The sequence below is a fragment of the Agrobacterium larrymoorei genome (assembly GCF_005145045.1).
GTDB classification, from domain to species: domain Bacteria; phylum Pseudomonadota; class Alphaproteobacteria; order Rhizobiales; family Rhizobiaceae; genus Agrobacterium; species Agrobacterium larrymoorei.
The window spans coordinates 2,033,114-2,051,741 of the sequence record NZ_CP039691.1 but is presented as its reverse complement, the minus strand read 5'-3'; the positions used below and the strand labels follow the sequence as shown (position 1 = coordinate 2,051,741).

Below are 18,628 nucleotides of genomic sequence, written 5' to 3'. Positions count from 1 at the left end.
AATGATAAATTCGGTGGCGGGAAAATGGCTGTGTCCAAAGGAAGAGACGGCGCCCTTCGGCGCCGCTTGTCTATCAGGTGCTGGTGATCTGGGCCTTTTTGCGAAGCTCGTCCAGATATTTCTTCTCGTTGGGATTTTCGCCCTTCTCGGCCTTGGTCAAATCCTCGGCTCGGAAGACGATTTCGGCGGCATAGTCATCCGAAACCTGCTGCTTCTTGCAGACTGCCAGATACTCGACACCCTTTTCGGTGACGCGAGTTCCGGTGGTGCCGCCTTCAGGCGTCTTGACGACCATGTCCTTCCACTCTTGCGGAAGCTCCGGCTCCAGAATGCGACCAAGATCCTTGATCGAAACGTCAAGCATGGTGGCGGCGAAAGTCTTGGCCTGCTCGCAGCCGGGATAACGCTTGCGAGATGCTTCAGCCTCGCTCTTGCGCTTGCCGACGATGGACTTCTTGGATGCAGGCACCACGAAAATGACCTGCTGCAGGAAGTATTCCGATGTCACGGGCTTCTTGCCGGTCTCTTTCAGGCGCGTCACGAAATCCTGGGTCGACATGCGGTTTCTGCCGCCGTAGCGGGCATTCACCAGTCGCGGCCAGCTCATCTGAACGGCAATGAAGGACTTGAAATGGTCGGCACCCACGCCAGCCTGACCCAGAACCTTCGTCAACTGGTCGGTCGTCATCTTGTTGGTGGCGGCAAAGCGCGCAAAGGCGGCATCGACATCGGATGTGCTGACGGACATCTTCACGCGCGCAATTTCTTCGCGCTTCAGAGCTTCCTCGATAAGCTGCTCGCGCGCCTTTTCATTGAGGTTGCCGGACTGGCGCTGCAGCTTGAGGAAGGCAACGCGGCGCGCAATATCGTCAGAGGTGATCGGCGTTTTGTTGACCACGACCTTGACCGCGCTATCGGCAAAAGCCTGATGAGCCTGCGGCACAACAATCATGGGAACTGCGAAGATCGCAAAGGCAAAGGCTGCACTGCGCAGGGCCTTCTTTCCGAAATTCATCTTGTTCTCTCCCTCTCGGCAGGCCGCGGTTCATGGCGCGACGTTGCTTTTAACATCTGTCGCCGGGGCGGAAAAAAGGTCCGACCTGCGCCAGTAATGATGCTTTTGTTACAGTCCAAGCGTGAACGCGACCGTGTATATCACCGGAATGAATGTTACGGCAATCGCTGGAGACAAGCAGATCATAGATATCTGCGGCAAAAGCGTGACGGTGGGTTGAATGAGCGATCACATTGCGCTCAAGCGCACTTGTTTGGCGGACGGTTCAAAAGAAAACGGCGGGAAAATCCCGCCGCCTCCATGTCAATAATTGTTTGGCTGCCAGCCGATATCGGCCTTATCCCAGTCTTCAGCAGCAGAACCGACGCTGATATCGCCGAGTGTGCGGAAGGCGAGGCGGGCGTTGATGGACCAGTCATTGGCCGCTTCACGCACCGTGTTCAGGTTGCCCTCGTCGGAGTAGCTGACCGTGAAGATCGTACACTCATCCTGATAGAGAATGCCGATGCGGCGCTCGCTGGAGAACTTGTTGTTCAGATCGTAGTTGATCGAACCGAAAAGCGCCCAGTTGTCGTCAAGGCGCAGCTTGCCGGATGTCTGGATGATGTCGCGGTCGCGGTCGTAGCCATATTCAGGCTGTGCCTTGACCTGCGTGTAGCTGACCTTGCCCGTAAACCGGTTATCGGTGTAGCTCACACCATTTTCCATGCGGTTGATGTCGAAATTATCCTTGTCGAAGCGGAAGCTGCTCGAGAAGGAAAGCCCGATAGGCGCATCGATGGCGGCCATGGCGACATAATCGGACCGGGTGGACTCAAGGCCTGAATCCGCGCCGACATTGACGAGATCGGTCGATGCGAAGGAGTTCTGGCCTGCCAGCTGGAAGGACTGGCCGGCAATGGCGCGAATGCCATAGCCATTATCGAACGTGCCGTTATAGCGGAAGCCGATATTGGCGCGCGTGCCGCCTTCGATACGGTCGTAACCGGTGAACTTGTCACGCTCGAACAGGTTGGTCGCGTCGAAAACGAATGCCTGCGAATCCTCGTTTGGAATTTCGCCCGCATATTGCTCGTTGTTACGCACGAACAATTGCGCAATCGGCTCGATGACGTGGTTGCTGTGCTCGGCGGTGAACAGGATAGGGTAACGCGCTTCCAGACCGAACGTCGCCATGCCTCTGAAGGCGGCATCGTCGTTGATCATGCTGTTATAGGCAAAGCCCTGCGTTCCCATATCGGTCGACAGCACGTCGCCGCGAAGTGCCGCAAGTGGCGTCAGCTGCAAGCCGCTATCGAGAGTGAAGGTGCGCTTCCACTCGGCTTCGGTCGACAGGCGGGTATAGGTGCCCTCCAGACCCGGGAAACGGATGGAGTTGCCCAGAGCATAGGCATCCTCATCGCGACGTGTCAGGCTGGTCAGGTTCGTCGTCAGAGAAAGCTCGCCGCCATAAACGGGATCCGGCACGAAGTAGCGGTAGTCGATGGCCGGATGGACCATCGCCTGTTTGCGTTCTTCGGTCTCGGAATCATCCTTGTCCTGAACGTTGAAGTAATAGGCGTTCGCCTCGAACGAGTTACGCTCGCCAAAACCGGTGAGGTAGAGCTTGTTCGTCTGCGTCTCGCTCTTATAGCCCTTGAGGCCGTAAGTGCGCGAGAAGTTGTTGTCGCTCTGCACCATGGCATCCCAACCGAATGCCCAGCGCGGATTGATTTTGAAATCGCCTCTGGTGGCGACCATGCCGCGCTGATCGTTCAGCGCGTCGCTGGTGCCGGATTCAAACTTGCTGGAATCCTGCTGGTTGATACCAGCCAGTGTCAGCGTATGCGTTCCCATTTCGAAACGCTGGCGCACCTCGGCCTGAAGCAGAAGACCCTGTGTCGAATAATAGGTCGGCGTGATCGTCACGTCGGCGCTGGGGCCAAGGACCTGATAATAGGGAACGCCGACGCCGAAACCGAGATTATCGGTGACGCTGAACTGCGGGAACAAAAAGCCGGATTTGCGCTTTACCCGGTTATCTGGAACCGTGATGAAAGGCAGATAGGCGATAGGCTTGCCAAAAAGCTCGAACTGAGCCTTTTCCAGACGCACCGTCTGTTTCTTACCGTCCTGAATGACGCGCTGCGCCTTCACCTGCCACAATGGCGGCTTGTCAGGGCGCTCGGCGCAGGGAAGGCAGGCCGTGTAGGTACCGTTGTTGAGAACCATCACGTCTTCGTTGAGGCGCTCCGCGCTCTCGCCGACGATGCGTGTATTGTCCGTGGTTTCGACGCGCAGGGCGTTAACGAAACCCTGGGCGAAATTGTCCGTTACGTCGAGTTCATCGGCATAGATTCGGTTGCCGCCGGGCTCGATCAACTCGATGTTGCCGCGCGCCATCACCCGTCCGGTGGACTGGTTGAATTCCACACGCTGGGCCACCATGCGGTAGCCCGAATATTTCAATCGCACGCCGCCGGAGGCAATAACGCGCTCCTGGTCACGATTATAGGTCAGATCATTTGCTGTAAGCAGGAGTTTTGATTGGTCTTGAGCGTCGCCGATCATGACACCGTCTTCCGCGAAAGCGCTGGAAGCCGTTGCAACATATGCGCACACAGCAGCCCCTGTCAGAAGGGCCGCAGCAAGCCGTCTGATATTCCCGCGGTCAAATACCGCCACTAGCCGTCCTCCTGATGAAGCAGAATGGTTGCCCCCAACGCCAACGCCACGACGACTGGAATCCAGACCGCGACGAAGGGAGGGAACACACCGCTACTCCCGAATGCCCTTACGAGCACGGTTACCACATAAAGCACGAAGCCGGAAACGATTCCACCTAGAATCAGGGAACGAGACTGTGCAAAACGGCTGAACTTCAATGAAACAGTCGCCGCGATCAACGTCATCGCAACCAGCAGAAATGGCATGGAAAGCAGGAAGTGGTACTGCGTTTCCAGTGCCTTTGAAGACAGTCCGAAAGACTGCGCAACTTCGATTTTCCGAGAAAGATCAAAGAAAGCAACGGTTTCCGGCTGTGTCAGGCGCTCCTGAACGAATTCCTGTCTCAGATTGGTACTGATTCTCGCCGTCGCTTCCCGCGTTGGCACATGGCCGGGCGTGATTGTCGAAACGTCGTTAAGAAGCCAGTAACCATCTTCCAATTTGGCGGACTTGGCGTCCTGTCTGGAGGTGATGTTGCCCCTCGGATCGAGGTGTATCAATACCACATCCTGCAACAGCGTACCGTTGTCCTCGTAGCTCTTCGCTCCGATGATCGTGTCCTGTCCGCCGCTGCTCTGGCGCAGCCATGGAATCACCTGCTGCTGCCGCGGTGTACCGCCTTCATTTCGCCAACCCGCCTCGACCGAAAGCGACTGGCTTTCGCCCCAGGCCGCGAGCGGGTTCAAGGCGGTGATGGCGAGAATGCCGAGAATCACCGCGCCGCCCACGAACGGCATCATGAACTGCCAGACCGAAATCCCTGCGGCACGCGTCACCACCAGCTCGTAGCGGCGGTTGAGCGAGATCAGCGTCGTCATGCCAACGAAAAGCGCAACGAAAGGTATCGTCTGTTGAAGAATGAGGGGCAGGCGCAACGCCGTGAGGCCAAGCGCTGCAGGAACAGAATATCCCGGCAGGCCAGACATGCGTCGCGCGGTCTCGCTGAAGTCTGCAAGGAAGATGATCGAGGACACGCCGAGCAGGAACCACAAGGTGGTGATGGCGTATCTCTTCAGGAAATAGCGGGAGAGGGTGCCGAACATCATGCGCTCTGCCCCCCGGAACCGTTTGGCTTGGGCGAGGAGAGGCGCTTCTGTGCGCTCTGTACCGCACCGTGGAGAAAGGCTGGCAGGCGAAGCTTACGTCCACTCATCAGCAGATAGGTCGCAATCGCGCCGCTGACCACGGGAACCGCATAGACCAGCGGAATGAATGCCGCGCTCTGCTTGACCTGATTGGTGAAATAGAAGCCAAGCCAGCGCAGCATGAAGGCAGTCACCAGTGCAGCGACCATGGGGTGCAGCCGCGCTTCGCGGTGCGAACGCGCATCTGCGGCAACCACCAGCGAGATCAGGGCGAAGACGAAAGGGAACATCCAGTCGACGAGGCGACGGTGCAGTTCCGAGCGGAAACCGCCGGGAGCCTTCTTGTAGCTTTCATTATTCTCATCCGGCAAGAGCAGGAATGCCAGGCTCGCATCGCTGGAGGAAAGCGAAGGTTCGTTATCGGATTTTTCCGACATGGTCGAAAGATCGAAGGCATAGGACAGGAACTTGACGACGGAAACCTTGCCGTCCGGTGTCTTCTGCTGCACTTCGCCGTCACGCATGGTCAGCGATGTACCGCCCTCATCGATCATGCCTTCCTTGGCATAATAGATAAGGTCGTAATTCGGGTCGCGACGATCCGCCACGAAGAGGCCGCGCAGAATCCGGCCCTGACGCTGGGCGATCTGGACATAGAGCCCGTCCTGAATGGTGCGGAACGTCTTTTCCTCGATGACGGAGGAAAGGAGGTCGGCATAGGCGGCGGCCACCATCTGTCTTGCTGCGGCGCGCGCAGGCGGTTCGGCAAAATTGGTGATGCCGAAGGAAACGAGGCTGAGGGCCGCACCCAGAATGAGGATCGGCTTGTAGATCAGCGTGCGGCGCGCGCCGGACGCGTCGATGATCGCAAGCTCCGAATCCGTGTTCATCGCCGTCAACGTCTGCGTCACGCCGATGACGAGCGCGAAGGGCAACACCACGGGAATAAGCGTCGGCAACAGCATGGTTGCCAACGTCATGAACGAGCCCATGGACTGGCCGCTATCGGTGACGAGATTGATTCTCTGCAACACCTGGATCGTCCAGATGATGGCGAGAACGGGCAGAAGCGCGACGAGAAACATCTGCGTCGAACGTCGCAATATGTATCGTTCAAGAAGCGCCATTTAGTCCCTGGTGACGTTTTTTCATTATTTTCCCCGCTGCCGGGAACCGGCCCTATGTAATCCGAACGATTACGAATGGCGACTCTGCATTGCTCACAAATTTGTTTCGCGCAGCAATTTTTCCCAGCGCTGTGTCTTTTTGTTGAACAGCGCGAGAAAAAACTTTTGTAGATAAGCCTTTATGAATGAGCGCGATTCATAAATTTGCCACCGGGAAAAGCCATGGCGGGGTTGCGCCGCGGGCTGAAAAAGCCATGATCCACGGCAACCTCGAATAACAAGATGAGCAGAAAAATGTCCGCCAGATTCGATATTTCATTTTCCAACTCCGCTTCGCTCGAAAACGCCACCGCCGTTCTTGTCCAGATCGCGGGCGAGAGCGCCGCAGCCGGTCAGGCTGAGGTCGATCCTTCCGGCGTCCTGGCAAAGGCTGCCAAGGTCGCAGGCTTTGCCGCCAAGTCCATGAGCGTGCTGGATGTGCTGGCGCCGCAGGGCTCTGAGGCGGATCGAATCGTTGTCATCGGTCTCGGCAAGGCATCCAAGCTCACCCCGCATGACTGGCTGCGCGCCGGTGGTGCAGCCGCTGCACAGTTCAAGAAGGCGGAAAAGGTCGTCGTTCATCTCGATGCCCTTGGCTTAGAGGCAACCGGCAAGGCCGCGGCAGATTTCGCGCTCGGCCTCCTTCTTCGCGCCTATAGCTTCGATGCGTATAAGACAAAGAAGAAGTCCGAGGAGGACAAGACGCCAAAAAGCGTCGAGGTCACTATCGTCACGGCTGCTTCGGCTGACGCCAAGGAGGCTTTCGCTTCCGCTGAAGCCATTGCAGGCGGCGTCATTCTGGCGCGCGATCTCGTCAACCTGCCGCCGAATGTTCTCGGACCTGAAGAGTTTGCAGACAAGGCCGAGGAGCTGAAGAAGCTCGGCGTCGAGGTGGAAATCCTGGGCGAGAAAGAAATGAAGAAGCTCGGCATGGGCGCGCTCTTGGGCGTTGCGCAGGGCTCCGTTCGTCCTCCGCGCCTTGCCATCATGCAGTGGAAGGGCGGTTCCAAGAAGGATGAGCCGATTGCTTTCATCGGCAAGGGCGTGGTCTTCGATACGGGCGGCATTTCGCTGAAGCCCGGCGCTGGCATGGAAGATATGAAGGGCGATATGGGCGGTGCCGCTGCCGTGACCGGCCTTATGCACACGCTGGCCGCGCGCAAGGCTAAAGCGAACGTCATCGGCGTCATCGGCCTTGTAGAAAACATGCCGGATGGCAATGCGCAGCGCCCGGGTGACATCGTCACCTCCATGTCGGGCCAGACCATCGAAATCATCAATACCGATGCCGAAGGCCGTCTCGTTCTGGCCGATGCGCTCTGGTACACGAATGACCGTTTCAAGCCGAAATTCATGATCAATCTTGCAACGCTCACCGGCGCTATCACCGTTGCGCTCGGCAATCTGCAGGCGGGACTCTTTTCGAATGACGATGAACTGGCGGAGCGCCTGACCAAGGCGGGGGATACGACGCAGGAACGCCTGTGGCGCATGCCGCTCGGCAAGGATTACGACAAGATCATCGACTCGAAATTTGCCGACATGAAGAACAGCGCGGGTCGTCTGGCCGGTTCCGTCACGGCAGCGCAGTTCCTCAAGCGCTTCGTGGGCGATACGCCTTGGGCGCATCTGGATATTGCAGGCACCGCGATGGGCTCGCCGCTCACCGAAATCAACCAGTCCTGGGGCTCCGGCTACGGTGTTCGTCTTCTGGATGAACTGGTGCGCGCGCATTACGAAGACTGAGTTAAAGGCATGAAGGCGGCAATGTTCCGATGACGGAAGTTCTCTTTTACCATCTGACGGAATCCAAGCTGGAGGATGCGCTGCCGCCGCTTCTGGAAAAATCGCTGGAGCGCGGCTGGAAGGTCGCGGTTCAGACGGCCAGCGAGGAGAAGCGGGATGTGCTGGACGTTCACCTCTGGACGTTCCGCGATGACAGCTTCCTGCCCCATTCAACCGATGCCACCGCCGCACCGGCCAGCCAGCCGGTTTTGCTGACGGCCTCCGCAGACAATGCAAACGAAGCAACCGTGCGTTTCATCGTGGAAGGTGCCGAACCTCCGGCACTAGATGCCTATGAGCGAATTGTGTTCATGTTCGATGGATATGATGCCGTGCAACTTGAAGGCGCACGCGCTCAGTGGAAAAAGTTGAAAGGCGAGGGCCACACGCTTACCTATTGGCAGCAGTCGCCAGAAGGCCGGTGGCAGAAGAAAGCGTAAGACAAGGCGAAGACGACGAGGGTTCTGGGGCGATGGGGCAGATGACGAGACTTTCCACCAGCGAAGCACGGCGGCTTACCGCCGTTCGTGAAATCCTTCCTCTGGCAGATGGTCCGGCAGACGAGCTTGGCGCTCTTTCCACACTTGCAAAGGAAATGTTCGGCACGTCCCGCGCGGCGGTGCATATTCTCGATGCCGACTGGATGCACATCGTCCATCAGTCCGGTGAGCAGATCAACGAATGCGCGCGCGACATTTCCGCCTGCAATATCGTCGTTACGAACAATGAAACTTTCGTCATCCCGGATCTGGCCGATGACCCGCATTGGCGCGACATGCCCTATGTGAATGATAGCCCCAATATCCGCTTCTACGCCGGTACGCCCATCGAACTTGAGCCGGGCCTCCCCATCGGCGCATTCTGCCTGACCGATACAAAGCCGCGTTCTTTCGGCAATGACGAGCAGGAAAGCCTGCGGCGCTTCGCAACGCTCGCCGGTGCTCTTCTGCGTCTCCAGAAGGCCAATTTCGTCATGAGCCTTGCGGAAAACGAGTTGCGCGATGCTGCCATGACCGATCCGTTGACCGGCTTTTATAACCGCAAGGCACTGGATCTAGTGGTGGATGCGCAGCTTTACGAGGCACTGCGCGAAAACGATACCTTCGGCGCGCTCTATCTCGATATGGATGGCTTCAAGGCCATCAATGATACGCTGGGTCATCCCGCGGGCGATCAGGTTTTGCAGGATGCCGCAAAGCGCATCCGGGAATCGGTACGGTCTCAGGATACCGTCATTCGCATGGGCGGAGATGAGTTCGCAATCTTCATTCCGCGCCCGCGTGCGCCGGAAACGCTGGAAAAAATCGCCGAACGGCTACTCGAAGCCTTCCGTCAGCCTTTCGATGTCAGTGGCACATCGGTAACGGCAAATCTCAGCATCGGCGGCGCCATTGCGCCACAGTCCGGCAATGACCGGAACAGCCTGCTGCGTAACGTGGATGAGGCGCTGTATCAGGCCAAAAAAGCAGGGCGCAACCGTTTCATCAGCCGCGCCCTTTGAAGCTGTCAGTGTTTCACGCCTGATCAGTCGTAAAACGAATCCACGAACTTGTGACGGCCAAGCAGGAATGCATCGGCCACATGCATCAGCGGCGCCAGATCGACGTCGGAAGTCTTGGCCTTGATGATCTCCGCAAAACGCTCGTAAAGGGCAGGGTATTCGCGCTCCGGCTCGGAGAACTTCAGCTCGCCATTGATGGAAAGCTTCGCGCCGCCTTCGGAAAGCACCATCTGGCCTGCATCCGTTTCGGCCACGATGTCCCAGCTCTGCTTGCCGGTCTGACGCCAGTCGAATTCGGCATGTACGGGCGTCTTCGCAACGTCGGAGAAATGGATGTCAGCCGCAATCGGCGCATCGCGGTTCTCTGGGAATTCCAGCGTAGCCTTGGTGATGAAAAGCGCGCGCGGCAGAATATGCGTGATGATAGACAATGCATTGATGCCGGGATCGAACACGCCAAGACCGCCAGCCTGCCAGATCCATTCCTGGTTCGGATGCCAGTGGCGCACATCTTCCTTCCAGATCACATGCACGCTGTTGATCTTGGTGGAAGCGAGGAAGCTCTTTGCCGCTTCGACAGCCGGTGCATAACGCGAATGCCAGCTGGCAAACAGAGAAAGGCCTTTGGAACCAGCCAGTCGAACCAGATCCTGTACTTCGGAAAGCGTCGCGCCCGGAGGCTTTTCGAGGAAAACATGCTTGCCAGCATTCAGCGCAGCATAGGCCGCTTCATAACGATATTGCGGCGGCATGCAGAGCGAAACGGCCTGCACATCCGGCACAGCCTCGATCAATGCATCGATGGTGCCATAGGACGGTACGCCTTCAACTGTGCCATGGCGGCTTGCCGTTGCGATCAGATCGAAATCCGGATTGGCGGCAATGGCTGGAAGATGCTGGTCGCGAACGATTTTGCCGACGCCGACAATGGCAAGCTTTATGGCTGACATGATTGCTTATGACCCGTTAGATGCTGCAAAAATAATACTTTATGCCTTGTATCAGAAACGGGCAGGCGGGCAAGGTGGGGAAGGCGCGACAACAGCTAAATCATCGCGCTCCGCATCATCGATCAGCTGGCGGAAGCGACGAGCATCGGCTTGTGTGCAGGCTTCTTGTAGACCAGATGCACGACCTTGTAGCCTTCCGCTTTCAGTTGCGTCAGCAGGGCAGGCAGCATTGCCGCCGTGCGCTTGTGAATGTCATGCATCAGAATAATGCCGCTGCCTCGATGGCGCAGCGCCGCGATGGTACGCGACGCCACCTGCGCGGGATTATCGGTGAAATAATCCTTGGAATCGATCTGCACATCCATGATCACGAGCCCGCGCTCGGAAACCATGTGGCGCAGGCTGCCGCTATCGGCAAGGTACGGAAACCGGAAGAACATCGCGTCCGTCTCGGTGGCTTTCGATACCGCCTTCTCTCCCTTAGCCACTTCCGCCAAGGCACGATCGAAGGACATTGCACGCAGGTTGGGGTGGCTGAATGTGTGGCTGCCGATGCTATGCCCCTCGGCCACGACCTTCCTGGCAATGGCAGAATGCGCCTGCGCCATCTCACCCACCATCAGAAAGGTGGCCTTCACACCAAAATCGTTCAACGTCGCCAGAATCCGCTCCGTCTTGCCCGGCACCGGACCGTCATCGAAACTCAGAACGACTTCCTTGTTGGCAAGCGCGATATCCTTGAGAGACGAAACCTCAATATCCCGCCCCGCAAGCCCCGTAGGGTTGCGCGGACGCATCCACGCCGCAGGCGAAAGCGCAACCGGATCATGCGCTCCCTTAGAGGGCGCCTCCGGCATGCTGGCCGCAAATGCCGTCTTGAGAGACCCATCCGCCTGCGGTTTGCCCGCGCAGCTGGAAAGGCACGCGGCGACGCAAGCAGCGATATAAACTTGGCGCAAAACCATTTTGATTCTCGAGAAAATGCAGGAATGAACTCCCGAGAATTTCGCCGATTATGGTTAATGCTTGGTTAGTGCGATGTGAAAAGCTTATGACCTGACTTAGTGAAAGCGGCAGTAATAGGAAAAAGTGCCTGCTATCTTATCCAAATTGATACAATTTGGTTTTCTCCAATAGGTAGAAAAATAAATGGAATAAAATTACTAGTTGTTAACGTGGGCATTTGTCGTAGTGCTAAGGCGTAAATGCAAATCCAACGGAGGTTTTAATGACTCAACGTATTATTGCAGGCACGATCAACGCCAACGGTAGCGTGAAATTTGGAACCGGATTTACGGCAACACGCTCAAGCGAAGGCTTTTATTTAATTTCATTCCGGCCAGGTTTTGAGTCTGTCAGCGGAGCATCGGCTACGCAAATATATAACAATGGAAACACGCGCGATAACGCCGTTATACAGAGCTTGAATAATACCGAACTTTACCTGAAACTGGGAAATGGCGATGGTAATCCCTCAGACCGCGATTTCTCCTTCATCGCCGCCGGTGAGGGCTCGTCAGCCGCAAAATAATATTCATTCGACAAGATGCGGTCGATACCGCTTCGTCAATCTTCATGTCAGCAGGCGCACGCTTTGCTGACATGATCGTCAACCCGCCATCGCCTCTTCGTACTCGCTGGAAAGCATCAACCACTGTTCTTCCGCGTCGGAAAGCTTGGCTGCGGTTTCTCCGCGTTGCTTTACCTTCTCAGCCGCCTTGGCGGGCGCTTTTTCGTAGAGGGTGGGGTCGGCAAGTTCGGCGTCGAGGTATTGAATCTGTTTCTCAAGTTTCGCCGTTAGCGATTCGATTTCGTTGATCTTTTTCTTCAGCGGTGCCAGCTGCGCACGCTTCTCGGCGTTTGCCTTACGCTGGTCGGCCTTGGAGGCCTGGTCGCTGACGACTTCTTTTTCGTCCTTCTTCTTGCCGGAGGCGATGACGATGTCGCGATATTCGTCCATGTCGCCATCGAAGCTGGTGACGGTGCCGTTGTTTACCAGCCAGAGCCGGTCCACGGTCGCTTCGATGAGGTGGCGATCGTGCGAGATCAGGATGACGGCGCCATCATAATCGTTCAGCGCTTCGATCAGCGCGCGGCGGCTGTCGATGTCGAGGTGGTTGGTCGGTTCGTCGAGGATCAGCAGGTTCGGCGCGTGAAATGCGGCAAGGCCCATCAGCAGGCGCGCCTTCTCGCCACCTGAAAGATCCTTGGCGGCGGTAGACATCTTCTCCGTCGCGAGACCCATCTGCGCCACGCGGGAACGCACCTGCGCTTCCGGTGCCTGCGGCATCAGCTTTCGTACATGCTCCACAGGCGTATCGTTGGGCACCAGATCATCCAGCTGATGCTGGGCGAAGAAGCCGATCTTCAGCCCCGGCGCTACGCGCAGATCGCCCGCTTGTGCTGCGAGACGACCGGAAATGAACTTCGCAAAAGTTGATTTACCGTTGCCATTGGAGCCGAGTAGCGCGATGCGGTCGTCATTGTCGATGCGCAGGTTCAGACCCTTCAGGATCGGTTTGCCCGGCTCATAACCCACCACACCGCTATTGATGGCGACGATGGGCGAGGCGGGCTGCTTTTCCGGCTCCGGGAAGTTGATCGGCTGGACATGATCCTCGATCACCGCCGCCACAGTCCCCATGCGCTCCAGCGCCTTGATGCGGCTCTGCGCCTGCTTGGCCTTGGAGGCCTTGTAGCGGAAGCGGTCGATGTAGCTTTGCAGGTGCTTGCGCGCAGCGTCGCTCTTCACCTTCGCCTTCATCTGCAACTCGTCGGCCTCGGCCTTTTGACGCTCGAAGGAATCGTAGCCGCCGCGATAGAATGTCAGCTTCTGCTGATCCAGATGGATGATCGAATTGACTGCATTGTTCAGCAGATCGCGGTCGTGGCTGATGATGATGACGGTGTGCGGATAACGCCGCACATAATCCTCAAGCCACAGCGTCCCTTCAAGGTCGAGATAGTTGGTCGGCTCGTCCAGCAGCAGCAGATCGGGCTCGGCAAAGAGAACGGAGGCCAGCGCCACACGCATGCGCCAGCCGCCGGAAAAGGACGAGGCGGGGCGCAGCTGCGCTTCCTGATCGAAGCCAAGACCGGCCAGAATGCTGGAAGCACGCGCTTCCGCCGAATGCGCGTCGATATCGACAAGCCGCATCTGTATTTCGGCAATGCGGTTGGGATCGGTGGCGGTTTCGGATTCCTTCAGCAGCGCCGCACGTTCCTTGTCGGCAGCCAGAACAATGGAAATCAGCGAATCTTCCGTTCCCGGCGCTTCCTGCGCCACCTGGCCGATGCGCGCCTGCTTGGGGATCGTCACGCCACCGCTCTCGGCCGTGAGATCGCCGGTAATCACCCGAAACAGCGTGGATTTTCCAGCACCGTTTCGTCCCACAAGCCCGGCCTTCACACCGGCAGGCAGCGATACGCTGGCGTGGTCGAGAAGCAGGCGGCCTGCAATACGGGCGGAAAGATCGGTAATCGTAATCATGGCGCCGTTTTGGCTGAACTCAGAGTTCTGCGCAAGAGCGGGGAGACAACAGTTTTAGGACATTTGGAGTAGTTCCCGTTACCTGAGAGCATGTTTGGAAACTCGGCTCTGAGTGTAGCAAACGTCTGCGCATAGATACACGAGACTTGAAATAGCAAACGATGAGGCTTATAAGGGTTGTAGCAGCAGACAACGAGGCTTCCGGAAGGTCGCTGTTGCAAGTGCACCCTCACGGGTCGGTACACCACGGTAAGGCACACTCGTTCGGCGGAACCGCCATGGGAAAGGCTCCTTTGAGGAGCCTTTTTTGTTTTAAGGTACTCTTACTTGCTGAAAGTGCGTCCTTTTTATGAGTTGACGCACATTGTACCGCCGCTTGATGTGATCGAAGTTGATATTCTTCCGATAAGCGCTTTTGACGACTAATTCGACATCATGCGCGCGAGACCGGCTCGGAAACAGATAGTAGACAATGAGATTGTTTAGGCCAGACGTTAAAATGGGTCCCGTTACCGCGAGGTTGGTGGCCTTGTTCTTGTCCAAGGACTCCCACGTCAGATAATTGCTTTCAACCATGTTTTTGCAGTTCTGTGGGAGGGCAAGGGAGTTTGCGTAGCGCTCCGCGCAAAGTTGCCGAGGTAGTCCCGCCTCGTCCTTTAGGCAAAAGACCCCAGAACTTCCCTCATGGCGTTGGGAGAAGACGTGCGTCTGATAAGATATGCGGACTTTGATATCAGCTCCTCCCGCTCCTTGACCCGGCAAGCATATGGAGACTGGAACGAGATGCTCAAAGGTAAAACGCCGATTCGCGTGCTCAATCGTTGGAAATGAATCGTTTATCGTCGTCATTGAAAAGGCTACCCGAAACGGGTGGTACAGCTTTATATCCGGCCCGATACGAATGAAATTGAGTAAGGATTGCCACAGGTAATCAGGCTTTATAAATAATATCTATTTACGTCTCGGTATAAGAGTGGCCGTTAATTTTGACAACCTCTAGCGGTTCTGTTCCAGATGTTCATGCACCCAGATGCATCAAATAGCTGTTGCGTGAACGCTGCGCCACTTCCTTGCAATAGGGAATGACGCAGTTGCGTGCGCCGCTGCGGGCGGCGAGGAGTGCCAGTTCGGCGTGGCCGTAGAATTCCGCAGCCGTTGCCGTGCCTTCGGAGCCTGCCACACCCATGGAAACGGTCAGATGCTCGCCGCCTTCCTTTGTGGCGAAGCGCAGTTCTTCCACGCTGTGGCGCAAGCGTTCGGCAATGGCCTGTGCGGTGGTCTGCGAGATGTTGGGGAAGAGGAAGGCAAACTCGTTACCGCCGATGCGGGCAACGAAATCTTCCTTCTTTGTCGTCTTGCGAAACAGGGCGGCCAGACGGCGAAGGGCCTTGTTGCCCGCCGTGTTGCCGTATTTCTCGTTGATTTCCCGGAAGCGGTCGATGTTGACGAGAACGAGTGCGGCATTCCTCGCGCCGTCATCTCCGTTGCAGACATCGGCGAGCTTCGCCAGAAAGGCTGCGCGGTTCGGCAGGCTCGTCAGCGTGTCTTTCAGGGAAACGGCCTGTAGCCTCTTAGTATTGTTTTCATGCTCTCGAATTTTCTCAAGCCCGCGCCGCACGAAATTGAACAGGCTCGCCTGCTCGTTCTGCACATCTTCGATAATATGAAACAGATCGTTTTGGGAGAACTCGGTCTTTTCACCGAAACCGGCAAGAACTTCTTCCGTACGCTCCAGCGTGGCCGCAAGCCGTGTGGAAATCTGTTCGATGGAGCTGACGACTTCGCTCACCGCACGGTCCGCAGCCATGCGCGAAAAGCTCGGCAGATTATGCTTCTGGCCCACCATATCCACATCATGCTGCTGCGGCGCGTTGCCCAGCGCAAGAATGTCGCGGCCAATTTCGGGATGATGGCCCGAAAGGATTTCGTAGAAAAGCTCGTAATTGCGGGGCAGGGGTGCGAGGTTCATCTTGGTGATGAACTGCGTGACCTTTGCGATGATCAGCCCGCTTTGGGCTGTATCCCGGTTTTTCTGGTTCGTCTGCGTCACCATGCGCCCCATATCCCCTGCACGCAATTGAGTTGGTTAGGTCCGTTATCCGCGCTCGGCTTTAAAATAGAATAAATGACGGACCGCAAATTCAACCGGCATCGAAACACTACAACCATTGTGATGGCCGACATCAGATTTCGTTATTTGATTATCTGCAGCGCTGCTGATTTGATGCGGCGGTATTGGAAAGATGAAAGGCAGAGCCATGGCATCACGTACTCTCTATTCCCTTTGCGGAACCGATCAGGCCCGCCCGTTTTCGCCCCATTGCTGGAAAGCGGTGCTGTCGCTGGCGCATAAGGGGCTGGATTTCGAGGAACGTCCGCTGGCTTTCACTGCCATCCCCGGCGTGGAAAACGGCTTTTCCAAAACGGTGCCGATCCTGCGCGATGGAGATGAGCTGGTGAAGGACAGCTTCGAGATCGCGCTTTATCTCGATGAGGCCTATCCCGATCTGCCATCGCTCTTCAATGGAGAGGGCGGCAAGGCGCTCGCACGCTTTGTTGAAAGCTGGTCGCAGACCCAGCTTCATCCGGCCATCGTCAAGATTGCCGTTCTCGATATTCACGAAATGCTGGATGAAGCCGACAGGACCTATTTTCGCGACAGCCGCAAAGCCTTCTTCGGCAAGACGATCGAAGAAATCGCCGCTAACCGCGAGGACGAGATTGCCGCATTTCCGGCAAAGCTCGAACCGATCCGCCGGATGCTTGGCTATCAGTCGTTCCTCGGTGGCGATGCGCCGCTCTTTGCCGATTACATCGTCTTCGGCGCGCTTCAATGGGCGCGCGTCACCTCGAAAGCGGATTTGTTCAAGCCGGAGGATCCGGTTCGGCAATGGTTCGAGCGCTGCCTCGATCTGCACGGCGCAAAGGGGCGCAGTGTGACAGCGGCGTGAAATATGAACGCTTGAGTGTCAAATCAGCGCATCCCCCTTGTTTTCGGGCCTTTGGGCGGGTAAACACCGCCCACTTTCTTTCTAAGGACAAGGAACCGCACAATGGCGATTGAACGCACTTTCTCGATGATCAAGCCGGACGCAACCAAGCGTAACCTCACTGGCGCCATCACCAAGGTTTTCGAAGACAACGGCCTGCGTATCATCGCATCCAAGCGCGTCTGGATGAGCAAGCGCGAAGCTGAAGGCTTCTACGCAGTTCACAAAGAGCGTCCTTTCTTCGGCGAACTCGTTGAAGGCATGACCTCCGGCCCGACCATCGTTCAGGTTCTGGAAGGCGAAAACGCAATCCTCAAGAACCGCGAAATCATGGGCGCCACCAACCCTGCCAACGCTGACGAAGGCACCATCCGCAAGCAGTTCGCACTGTCCATCGGTGAAAACTCCGTTCACGGCTCGGACGCCCCTGAAACCGCCGTTCAGGAAATCGCCTACTGGTTCGCAGAAACCGAAATCGTCGGCTGATTTGATTATGAAGCGGCGGAATCTTCTTGTTAGAAGGTTCTTTTAAGTCGCTGATATGAAAATGAAAACGGAGCCTGAAATGGCTCCGTTTTTTGTTGGCGCCAGTTGCGTCGAGTTTACCTCTCACCTAAAAAAACTATGACTTAGCTGAAGTTAAGGTCCCACAAGGGTAGAGGTAAAGAACAGCACCGTTTTTACTACTTATGGGACGTTGAGAGAGGGCAAAGCGGTGCGGCAAATTTATCTCTCCCCTTGTGGGAGAGAAAGCAATTTCAACATCTTAGCCGAAGGCTAAGTGTTAGAAATTGCAAGTGAGGGGTCGCCCTTTTTCTCAGCAGGCAACCAAACCCAGTCCTACGACGCAGGACAATCCTGAACCGGCTTCATATCCGTCGTCCCGTCGCCGCGAAATACGTCCGGGTTGGGCGTATAGAGCGGCCCAACCACCAGCGGCTTTGCCGGAAGCAGCGATTGGTCGGTGTCGGATTTCACCGTTGTTTCGATAGTCTGGATCACATGGCCGTCCGGCGCTTTCAGGCGGATCGTCACCTTGTAAGGGCGGTCCTGCTTCACGCATTCCACCGGCGGGCTCTGGAGCACGATCTTCGGGTTCTTCGGAAACAGCCGCTCGGAAACAGTCAAGGCATCGCCGCCGCGCGGGTTTTCGAAATCGGCCTCGATCATGCTGCCTTCGCGGATGGGCGAAAGCGGCTGGAGAGTTAGGAGATAGGTGGCAGTCGCAACACGATAGTTGAACACAAACATGCGACCGGAAATCTTGGCGACTTCGCGCTGCTCCTCACGCTGGCAGGCTGCAAGCGCAAGGGGGACGAATAACAAGGCGAGCAGTCTCAAGATGCACTCTCCTTTTTCCGGCGATAATGGCGGCTCGCCTTCTGCCGGTTGCCGCACACCGCCATGTCGCCCCAGATGCGGCTCCGGTTCTTGCTGCGGTCGATGAACAGCCAGCCGCAATTGGCACAGATGCGAATGCGGGCGCTGTCTGGCCCATGGATCAGCCTCAGCACGGAATGCGCCGTTGCCGCCGCAAGATCATTGGCATCATGCGCTCGCAAAGCCTGCGCACACGCACTCAAAAGATCAGCAAGCAGCTTATTGTTCCCCACGCCCTCCACGATTGCTGTGCGAAAATAGCGGTCAGTCGCTTCCCTGAGGTCGATCAGCAGAGTTTCCGCTCCTCGTGAAGGCGGCACTAGCGAAGGGAAACTCTCCCTTTCGGCAGACATCAGGCTGGCCGCCGCACAAAAACTTTCGATCTGTTCTCTGACCGCGAAACGGTCCACGGAACGCCCGGGGTCGCCGCGCAAAATGACGCTGTTGGCAACATCCAGCGCCAGCGCGCCACCGGCAAATCGGTGAGGGGTCCAGGTAAAGCTCATGGCTTAATTGTAACTATCAAAAATGCTTTTACCAGTTATACTGATGCGCAGGAG

General features: G+C 56.7%; 16 protein-coding genes. 6 read left to right on the top strand and 10 right to left on the bottom strand.

Annotated elements, in window-relative coordinates:
* Positions 1 to 73: 73 nt before the first annotated feature.
* The 4 genes from CFBP5473_RS09840 to CFBP5473_RS09825 form a co-directional block, all read right to left on the bottom strand.
* Complete coding sequence (locus tag CFBP5473_RS09840) at positions 74 to 1,015, bottom strand: SurA N-terminal domain-containing protein (RefSeq protein WP_027675856.1); 942 nt, start codon at positions 1,013 to 1,015, stop codon at positions 74 to 76.
* A gap of 303 nt (positions 1,016 to 1,318) precedes the next feature.
* Positions 1,319 to 3,679, bottom strand: a complete 2,361-nt coding sequence (locus CFBP5473_RS09835) for an LPS-assembly protein LptD (protein ID WP_027675855.1) — start codon at positions 3,677 to 3,679, stop codon at positions 1,319 to 1,321.
* Positions 3,679 to 4,767, bottom strand: coding sequence for an LPS export ABC transporter permease LptG (gene lptG / locus CFBP5473_RS09830; RefSeq protein ID WP_027675854.1), 1,089 nt, complete (start codon positions 4,765 to 4,767; stop codon positions 3,679 to 3,681). The genes CFBP5473_RS09835 and lptG overlap by 1 nt, the downstream gene beginning before the upstream one ends.
* Positions 4,764 to 5,933: an LptF/LptG family permease gene (locus CFBP5473_RS09825; RefSeq protein WP_027675853.1), complete on the bottom strand. Its 1,170-nt coding sequence runs from the start codon at positions 5,931 to 5,933 to the stop codon at positions 4,764 to 4,766. Before CFBP5473_RS09825 ends, lptG begins: the two co-directional genes overlap by 4 nt.
* Positions 5,934 to 6,227: 294 nt before the next feature.
* Between CFBP5473_RS09825 and CFBP5473_RS09820 the strand changes: the two genes are divergently transcribed.
* The 3 genes from CFBP5473_RS09820 to CFBP5473_RS09810 are packed head-to-tail and all read left to right on the top strand — an operon-like array spanning position 6,228 to position 9,258.
* Complete coding sequence (locus CFBP5473_RS09820; protein WP_027675852.1) at positions 6,228 to 7,718, top strand: leucyl aminopeptidase; 1,491 nt, start codon at positions 6,228 to 6,230, stop codon at positions 7,716 to 7,718.
* A 29-nt stretch (positions 7,719 to 7,747) separates the two neighbouring features.
* The gene (locus CFBP5473_RS09815; RefSeq protein ID WP_027675851.1) at positions 7,748 to 8,197 is read left to right on the top strand and encodes a DNA polymerase III subunit chi; all 450 of its coding nucleotides are present in this window, start codon (positions 7,748 to 7,750) and stop codon (positions 8,195 to 8,197) included.
* A 32-nt stretch (positions 8,198 to 8,229) separates the two neighbouring features.
* Positions 8,230 to 9,258 carry a GGDEF domain-containing protein gene (locus tag CFBP5473_RS09810; RefSeq protein ID WP_027675850.1) on the top strand — a complete coding sequence of 343 codons (1,029 nt, stop codon included), beginning with the start codon at positions 8,230 to 8,232 and terminating at the stop codon, positions 9,256 to 9,258.
* A gap of 23 nt (positions 9,259 to 9,281) precedes the next feature.
* On the opposite strand, the gene CFBP5473_RS09805 is transcribed toward CFBP5473_RS09810, so the two are convergent.
* Both CFBP5473_RS09805 and CFBP5473_RS09800 read right to left on the bottom strand, forming a co-directional pair.
* The gene (locus tag CFBP5473_RS09805) at positions 9,282 to 10,208 is read right to left on the bottom strand and encodes a Gfo/Idh/MocA family protein (protein WP_027675849.1); all 927 of its coding nucleotides are present in this window, start codon (positions 10,206 to 10,208) and stop codon (positions 9,282 to 9,284) included.
* Between the two features lie 122 nt (positions 10,209 to 10,330).
* The gene (locus CFBP5473_RS09800) at positions 10,331 to 11,167 is read right to left on the bottom strand and encodes a polysaccharide deacetylase family protein (protein WP_027675848.1); all 837 of its coding nucleotides are present in this window, start codon (positions 11,165 to 11,167) and stop codon (positions 10,331 to 10,333) included.
* A 269-nt stretch (positions 11,168 to 11,436) separates the two neighbouring features.
* Here CFBP5473_RS09800 and CFBP5473_RS09795 point away from each other — a divergent pair, with 269 nt between their 5' ends.
* On the top strand, positions 11,437 to 11,739 hold the full coding sequence (locus tag CFBP5473_RS09795) for a hypothetical protein (protein WP_051441300.1): 303 nt from the start codon (positions 11,437 to 11,439) through the stop codon (positions 11,737 to 11,739).
* Positions 11,740 to 11,817: 78 nt separating this feature from the next.
* On the opposite strand, the gene abc-f is transcribed toward CFBP5473_RS09795, so the two are convergent.
* Together abc-f and CFBP5473_RS09785 are read right to left on the bottom strand one after the other, a co-directional pair.
* A complete protein-coding gene (gene abc-f / locus CFBP5473_RS09790; RefSeq protein WP_027675847.1) occupies positions 11,818 to 13,698 on the bottom strand; it encodes a ribosomal protection-like ABC-F family protein in 1,881 nt (626 codons plus the stop codon).
* Between the two features lie 1,018 nt (positions 13,699 to 14,716).
* Positions 14,717 to 15,751 carry a GGDEF domain-containing protein gene (locus CFBP5473_RS09785; RefSeq protein ID WP_027675845.1) on the bottom strand — a complete coding sequence of 345 codons (1,035 nt, stop codon included), beginning with the start codon at positions 15,749 to 15,751 and terminating at the stop codon, positions 14,717 to 14,719.
* 205 nt (positions 15,752 to 15,956) lie between these two features.
* Between CFBP5473_RS09785 and CFBP5473_RS09780 the strand changes: the two genes are divergently transcribed.
* Positions 15,957 to 16,649 carry a glutathione S-transferase family protein gene (locus CFBP5473_RS09780; RefSeq protein WP_084631677.1) on the top strand — a complete coding sequence of 231 codons (693 nt, stop codon included), beginning with the start codon at positions 15,957 to 15,959 and terminating at the stop codon, positions 16,647 to 16,649.
* Positions 16,650 to 16,751: 102 nt separating this feature from the next.
* On the top strand, positions 16,752 to 17,174 hold the full coding sequence (gene ndk / locus CFBP5473_RS09775; RefSeq protein ID WP_018898730.1) for a nucleoside-diphosphate kinase: 423 nt from the start codon (positions 16,752 to 16,754) through the stop codon (positions 17,172 to 17,174).
* A gap of 354 nt (positions 17,175 to 17,528) precedes the next feature.
* Here ndk and CFBP5473_RS09770 read toward each other — a convergent pair whose 3' ends face one another.
* Both CFBP5473_RS09770 and CFBP5473_RS09765 read right to left on the bottom strand, forming a co-directional pair.
* Positions 17,529 to 18,029 carry a hypothetical protein gene (locus tag CFBP5473_RS09770; protein WP_027675843.1) on the bottom strand — a complete coding sequence of 167 codons (501 nt, stop codon included), beginning with the start codon at positions 18,027 to 18,029 and terminating at the stop codon, positions 17,529 to 17,531.
* Entirely contained in the window at positions 18,026 to 18,574 is a 549-nt protein-coding gene (locus CFBP5473_RS09765) for a CGNR zinc finger domain-containing protein (RefSeq protein WP_027675842.1), read from the bottom strand. Before CFBP5473_RS09765 ends, CFBP5473_RS09770 begins: the two co-directional genes overlap by 4 nt.
* Positions 18,575 to 18,628: the final 54 nt, after the last annotated feature.